Source organism: Sphingomonas bacterium (assembly GCF_903643035.1).
Taxonomy (GTDB): Bacteria; Pseudomonadota; Alphaproteobacteria; order Sphingomonadales; family Sphingomonadaceae; genus Sphingomonas.
The window spans coordinates 1-3647 of the sequence record NZ_CAHJWW010000276.1 but is presented as its reverse complement, the minus strand read 5'-3'; the positions used below and the strand labels follow the sequence as shown (position 1 = coordinate 3647).

4 protein-coding genes and 1 pseudogene are annotated in these 3647 nt (G+C 69.5%); 3 read left to right on the top strand and 2 right to left on the bottom strand.

Annotation, left to right across the window (positions count from 1 at the left end; genetic code table 11):
* Together HUV01_RS15260 and HUV01_RS15255 are read right to left on the bottom strand one after the other, a co-directional pair.
* Window positions 1–422: amidohydrolase family protein (locus HUV01_RS15260; RefSeq protein WP_368040041.1), on the bottom strand; the 422-nt coding region annotated here is incomplete at its 3' end.
* On the bottom strand, window positions 316–1041 hold the full coding sequence (locus HUV01_RS15255) for an amidohydrolase family protein (RefSeq protein WP_254606653.1): 726 nt from the start codon (window positions 1039–1041) through the stop codon (window positions 316–318). The genes HUV01_RS15255 and HUV01_RS15260, both read right to left, overlap by 107 nt.
* A 247-nt stretch (window positions 1042–1288) precedes the next feature.
* On the opposite strand from HUV01_RS15255, the gene HUV01_RS13715 reads away from it, so the two are divergent.
* The 3 genes and pseudogenes from HUV01_RS13715 to HUV01_RS13705 form a co-directional block, all read left to right on the top strand.
* Entirely contained in the window at window positions 1289–3100 is a 1812-nt protein-coding gene (locus HUV01_RS13715; protein ID WP_174298777.1) for a DUF885 domain-containing protein, read from the top strand.
* Window positions 3101–3113: 13 nt separating this feature from the next.
* Window positions 3114–3347 (top strand): DUF3311 domain-containing protein, encoded by a 234-nt coding sequence (locus tag HUV01_RS13710; RefSeq protein WP_174298776.1) that lies wholly within the window; start codon window positions 3114–3116, stop codon window positions 3345–3347.
* Window positions 3348–3352: 5 nt separating this feature from the next.
* Window positions 3353–3647 (top strand): annotated as a pseudogene (locus HUV01_RS13705) (sodium:solute symporter family protein); the annotation flags it as partial.

Genomic DNA, 3647 nt, shown 5'->3' with positions numbered 1-3647 from the left:
TCGTAGGGGAACTGATCGGTCCCGAGCGCGATCTTCACGCCCAGCCGGATCGCGTTCCGCAGCATCGCCCAATGATCCTTGCCGGTGCTGTCGACGCGCGCGAGATACCAGTCGGGTGAGCCGATCTTGCGGTAGAACTGCCTGGCCCCGGGCTGGGTGACGACGATCGTCGGCACCAGCCAGACGCCCTTGGCCTTCATGGCCTCGAGCGTCGCCTCGTCGAAATGGTAGCCGTGCTCGAAGCCGTCGATGCCGAACCGCAACGCCTGCTGCGCGGCCGCCACCGATCCGTTGTGCGCCGTCACGGGCACGCCGTTACGGTGGGTGACCTCGATCAGCGTCGACAGCTCCTCGTCCGTCATGGGCGCCGCCGAGATGTCGCCGCGACTGTCGGCGATGCCGCCGGAGATCGCGATCTTGATCCAGTCCGCGCCCTGCTTGATCTGCGCGCGAACCGCCCGGGCGAGCCCGTAGGGACCGTCCGCCTCGAGCGAGCCATGCCCTCCGGTCGGGACGATGATCTCCCCCCGCGGTCTTGATCCGCGGGCCGATCACCTCGCCGCGGTCGATCTCGGCGCGCAGCGCGAAGTCGTTGCCGTGATCCTCGCCGACCAGGCGCACGGTGGTGACGCCCGAGAGCAGCGAGCGGCGCGCGTTGCCCGCCATGCGCAGCACCTCCTGCGGATCGGTCTCGCCGACGAGCGCGGCGCCTGCCGCCCCGGGCAGCTTGAGGCCGAGGTGGACGTGCATGTTCATCAGGCCGGGGATCAGCCACTTGCCGGTCATCGACCTGATCCGCGCACCCGGCGGCACGGCGACGGTGGCGCGCGGACCGATCCGCACGATGCGGCCGTCCTCGATGAGTACGGCCGCGTCCGGCGTCTCGCGTCCGCTGTCGACGTCCACCACCGTCGCGCCGACCAGCGCCGTGACGTGCGGCTGCACGGGCTGTGCCGCAGCCGCGAACGACGAGGCGAGGACGACCGCCGCTATCCACTTGCCGACACCCACGCGCTGCCCCCGACGATGCTGGTCGGCCAAGGCTGCTGGGTCGTCGGTCTCGACACAATGCGCGCGGCGCCCGCATGTCATTGCGCCAGTCGCAACGTCGTGGGCCAGATCGCCCGGACGTGTCGGCAGAGCTGTCGCTAAGACAATGAGTTCGGACAGGGAATTCGCCCGACCTGGAGACGGTCGCGGTTGCCGGACCGCAGCGTCGGGTGCAAAGCAAGGGATTATCACGGCCCTGCAAACCCGTCACCGAGACGGCGGCAGAATGGAGGCGGGCATGGCGGACCGGCAGGGATGGAGCCCGACACGTCGGCAGGCGGTCGGCGCGGCGGGCGCGGCGCTGCTGGCGGCGCGTCTTCCTGCCCAGCCAGCAGCGGGCGACGTCTCGCGGCTGCGTGCCCTGCTCGATGCCAGCGCGGCTTCCGACGCGCTCCGCCAAGCCGTGTCGGAGAAACCGCGTGCGACGCCTTTCATGGATCCGCTCGCGGACGCCTATCGTGCCGCGCTGCTAGCGGACCGGGAGCGGGACCACGCCGCGCTCGCCGCGATCCGCAGGAACGGCCTCCCGGTCGCCGATCGCATCGCCTACGATGTCTTCGCGTACCAGACCGACCGGACGCTCGCCTTCCTGCGCAGCGGTGCGTTCGACACGGCGGCCCGCGCGCCGCTTGATCCGTCGTTCGGTCTCCACCTCGAGTTCCCGGACTTCGTGCTCACAAGCGCGCCGTTCGCGGCGCTTCAGGATTACGAGGCGGGGCTAGTACGGCTCGTCGGCTTCGCCGGCTACCTGCAGACGACGGTCGTTCAGCTCAAGCGAGGTGTTGCCGCGGGCCAGGTCCAACCGCGCATCATCGTCACCAACGTCTTGTCGCAGGTCGACGCCGTGCTCGCCACGCCCATCGAGCAGAGCCCGTTCTACGCGGCCGTGACGAGGATGCCGCCGGCCATCTCCGAAGGCGATCGTGTTCGGCTCGAGGCATCCTACCGGCAGGTCATCACCGACCGCATCTATCCCGGCTACGCGCTCTGGAAGTCATACCTGTCCGACGACTATCTGCCGCGCACGGGCGAGGCGGTCGGCCGTTCGGCGATGAAGGGCGGAGCGGCGCTCTACGCGGCCGAGCTCGAGCGACACACCACGACCACCGCCAGCCCCGATGCGATCCACCGGCTCGGCCTGTCGGAGGTCCAGCGCATCCACCACGAGATGGAGGACGCGAAGACCAGCATCGGCTTCAACGGTGATCTCGCCGCTTTCTTCGTCTTCGTCCGCACCGATCCGCGCTTCTACTGCAAGACTCCGGAAGAGCTGCTCGGCCGCTTCGCCACGATCGAGGCGAAGATCTGGCGATCAATCCCGCAGCTCTTCGCGCGCCGGCCCAAGGCGCCGTTCAGCGTCCAGCCGCTGCCGGCGCTCGGCGCCCAGCGCGGCACGGGCTACTACCGCCCGGGTCCGCCGGACGGCAGAACTCCGGGCGTGCTGTTCTTCAACATGGCGATGCTCGGCACCCGCCCGATCCCCACGCTCGAGACCCTCACGCTTCACGAAGGCATACCCGGCCACCATTTCCAGATCACGCTCGCGCGCGAGAACGAGAAGCTGCCCCAATTGCTGCGCTTCTCCGACGAGGGATTCACCGCCTATACCGAGGGATGGGCGCTGTACTGCGAGTCGATGGGGCGCGAGCTCGGCATGTATGGCGATCCGTACCAGTGGTTCGGCCACCTCGACATGGAGATGCTGCGCGCGGTGCGGCTGGTGGTGGACACCGGCCTCCACGCGCAGGGATGGGAGCGGCAGCAGGCGATCGCCTACATGCTGGCGAACACGTCGATGGCGCCGCACGACGTGACGGTCGAGGTCGACCGCTATATCGCCGCGCCGGGGCAGGCGTGCGCTTACAAGATGGGCGAGCTCAAGATTCGCGGCCTGCGCGATCGGTCGACCGCCGCGCTGGGCGGCCGTTTCGCGGTCCGGGACTTCCACGATCAGGTGATCGGCACCGGTGCGCTTCCGCTGCAGGTACTGGAAGACAAGATCGTCGGCTGGATCGCCGCTGGAGGCGGGCCTGACAATTCCGGTTTCTGACACACGGCGAGCGTTGACCGGCCGGAGGGCTCGGGCGCCGCGCCTGTACCGGTTCGCGCTGCTGCTGCCGTTCGCCTGGCAGCTCGGCGGCGCGGGTGCTGCCAACCGGATCATGTGGCGTCCGTTCGGGCTGCCGTTCCAGATGGCGTGGCAGATGGCCGGCGTGCTCGTCGCCTCGGCCGCGATCGCGTTCGTGTTCCGGCGCGACGAGGCGGCTGCCTCCACGGACGGGGAGCGGGACGCGTGATCGCCATGGTCGCCATCGCTGTGCTGCTCGCCACGGTCGGCGGCGCGATCGCCTATGGCGGCCGCCGCGCACGCGCGCGCGATGTCGAGGAGTGGGCGATCGGGGGACGTCGGCTCGGGCTTCTGATATTCTGGTTCGTAAATGCCGGCGAGATCTACACCACGTTCGCCGTGCTCGGCATCTCGGGTTTCGCCTGGGCCTACGGCGCGCCGGCCTACCTCGCGCTCACGTCCGTCTCGCTCGCGTCCGCATTCGGCTACTGGCTGACGCCGCGGATCTGGAGCGCGGGCCGCCGCCACG